Origin of the sequence: Iodobacter sp., assembly GCF_025352645.1 — a bacterium.
Taxonomy (GTDB): Bacteria; Pseudomonadota; Gammaproteobacteria; order Burkholderiales; family Chitinibacteraceae; genus Iodobacter.
Genome location: NZ_JANXSO010000059.1, coordinates 1 through 3,180, shown reverse-complemented (window position 1 = coordinate 3,180; position 3,180 = coordinate 1). Strand labels below are relative to the sequence as shown.

Below are 3,180 nucleotides of genomic sequence, written 5' to 3'. Positions count from 1 at the left end.
AGGATCACGCCCTGTATCAAAGTCCTGATGCGCTAGCAGCAGCAGCACCGATGCTTCATTGGGCTGTTCATCAATAATTTTAGGTGCAAAGCTACGTGCATCTGCGGCGAGCACCCAGACTACTTCCTTGGGGTGGCTTTCTAGATAATCAAATGCCTGTGTTAATGAACTAAAACCGGCACTACTTGAGCCGAAGCGGTAGTGAACGGTGGATTTAGGGTCATTTTTAGCGATACCAACAGCAAAATCCATCGCTGATTTAATTGATGCATGTGTTTTTTCAAATGCTGTTAAGACCGCTTTATTGTCGACTCGGGGACTATCTTTGTATGACCAAGTCATTAAACCCTCTTGATTTAAGAATTGATAGTTCGCAGCAGGCTGAAACTCTTGAGCGAGGGTGCAAAAGACGGCAATTTGATTGATAGTTCCTGCAACGCGGCCTGTACCAGGATTTTTGGTGTACTTTAGACCGTTATAAAAAAATGACTCGCTGCGAGCTGACCAAAATGAAAAGTTAAAGGCTTCAATCATTTTATCTAGGTAGGTACTTACAAAATCATCATATGACGTTGTATAACCACCCGAACTACTCTTTTTAGCCGTAGCAGGGGCGTAATAGGCTTTGGGCTTTTTATTTTGCTGATAGCCTAATAAAGCAGGAAGCTGGGCTTCTAAAGGCAGGCCACGGCGGATATAGGGGGTAATCAGCCGTGCGCCGATCAGTTGCACTTTAAAGTGAAGGCTGGTTTCTTGGGCTGAGGTTTGAGCTTGGGCTTTTTGCAGTACGGCTTGCTCTGCCAACTGCTCCTGCTTTAATTGCTCGGCAGCTTCGGCTTTACCACTCCAAACGGCGATACTGAGCATCCCTGCACCGAGCAGGGTTAATAAAGCGGGGATTTTAATCACTTGCATAAGATAGGCTCCTTGGCTTAGGCCCTGAATGCTAGGGTCACCATTGAGTTGCCAAGCATTAATGCCCAGCAACAGGATAAACACAGCACTGATGGCTGCACAGATTTTAAGGATTTTCATCGGCTCGATTCCTTCACATATTTAAGATCACCCGCCGATGCTTTTTCTGGCGTATCGACAATCCCCGGCACTTGGCTTGCTAAAGTGCCTTCGTTGTACTGCTGATAAGGTGTGATGCCGGACTTACCCGCTCCTTTTACATATCCATTGGTGAAATAAGGGGCGCTAAAATGCTCGGCAGTTCCTACGTTCAAATAGCGCCAATCTGCAAACACCCTAAACTCCATTAATTTCTTTTCAGTAATCAAGCTGGGGTTCAGATAGCCCATCGCCACATCGTAAGTGATGCCTTTTTGCCAATGCCGTGGGTTGTTGACAATCGTGCCGTGATCGGTCGCATTGTCGGGGGAGTGAGATTCCCGCTCTAAAATCGCTTTTTCTCTTTCCTCCTGCTCTTCAGGCGTGGAACTCCCCTCGTTTACAGATTCTTGCAGCAGCCGCTTGGTGGCTAGGTCTTCGTATTTCTGTAAGCGTGCAATATCGCCGTCGGGCTGCTGGCGGGCGGCAGGCACATTGTCATGGCCTTCATCAAAGGTTTCATGCGGCACTTCGGCATTGCCGCTAGGCAGCTTGGGCGAAGTCGAAGGGAATAGCGGCTCGCGCAGTGGCGGGGCGGTAATCGGCACACAATGATCGCGGTCGGGGATGCCTTGCGTAGGGAAGTTTTTTAGATTGGTTACCACCCACATCAGCGGTCGAATCCCCAAGCCGATAAAGCGAAACAGCGCCTCAAACACGCCATCGCTGGGCTTTTCAAATGTGGGGTGATATTTAACCGCTGGGGAGGCTGGATACCAAAACTCATCCTCATCCAGCTTGGGTTTCTCTTTGGCTCGCCAGTGGTCTTGCCAATAATGGTATTGCTTCACATCAGGCGAGCCCACATGAAGCCCCTGCGCCCAAACACGTATTTGTAAGGTTTTGCCAGATTCATCCACCTCTTTTAATTCTGCCGCAGTGAGGCCACGCCAGCCCATGCCCTGAATCGGCGAAGCACCAATCACCTGATCGGCAGGGTTGCAATACATAAAGATTTTGCCGCGATTATCCCTATCGATAAAATCACCAGCGTCTTTATCCTTATCCCAGTTTTTAATATCTTGTTCTTCTGCCAGCCAATAATGCTGTGCATCGCTATTTTTAAAGCCAAATTCTTTATTAATCTGCTCAAGGCTTTGTTGGCATTTTGTCTTATCGCCTTGCTTTTTAACCCGCTCCACAAAGTGTTTTAAGGTGGCAATTCGATTGGCAACTTTATGCGCTTCCATCCTGAATAGCTTAGAAGTGGGGGTGTTGACATAGGTATAGATGCCCGATTTAACCGGGCTCCAAGGCGCATTAGACAGAATATAAGTATCTGCTACACCCGTTTCACTAAAGAAAGCGGATGCCATGCCAATGATATTGCCCTGACTATGGCAAACCACGGTGATTGGGCAGGCCGGATCGACCGCTCGGATATTGCTGATGAGTTTACTTAAGCGCTCCGCCGCCATCGCCATATAGGAGCGGGGCGGGCAGCCGTAGATGAGCCTGCTGGTGGGGTTGATGTGTTGGGCGGTAATGCCTAAAAACAGCCGATCACTCAGCGCACTCCCCCATAGGTCTTGCAGAGTAGAGCAGCCATTGGCAAAGGGGCCTCCACCCCAAGCATTGGTTCTTTCATCCAACCATACTTTGCTTTTGTAAACAGCCAAGTCTTTTTTATCAGGACGATAGCCCCATCTAAAACGAATAACAGGCGAATAGCCCGCCGCTGGATCAGGGATAAAAGTCTTATCACTCAGTTTGTCGTTAGATCCCCCATCCGCTAATAATTCTTCACCGTATTGATTGGGTGTTAAAAAGCCTTCTACAGCGCTTCGCATCAAGTATTTATTCCGTGCCAGCCGCTCGTTCAGGCCCATACACAGGCCTTGCTCGCCCTGCTCATACCATTCTCCAAGTGAATTTACCCCGTGTACAAAAATGACAAGGCCGGGTAAGGCACTGGCTAGATAGCAGGGGGTAGTGGGTTTGCCATCACTGGGTACTGCACAAGCAGTAACCGAATTGCGGCTCGGTTTATTTTCATCTTCCATCATTGAGCGTCCTAATCACTGCTTAGGTAAAAATTCGGTTTTAAGTTGCTGAAACTGATCGCTT

Annotated in this window: 2 protein-coding genes; both read right to left on the bottom strand. The window is 48.4% G+C overall.

All coding sequences use genetic code 11. The annotated features are described in order from the left end of the window. The coding region (locus tag Q0R17_RS07660; RefSeq protein WP_293933615.1) for a hypothetical protein at window positions 1-1,035 on the bottom strand (1,035 nt) is incomplete at its 3' end. Next, window positions 1,032-3,119, bottom strand: coding sequence for a hypothetical protein (locus Q0R17_RS07655; protein WP_293933613.1), 2,088 nt, complete (start codon window positions 3,117-3,119; stop codon window positions 1,032-1,034). The genes Q0R17_RS07655 and Q0R17_RS07660, both read right to left, overlap by 4 nt. Window positions 3,120-3,180 lie beyond the last annotated feature (61 nt).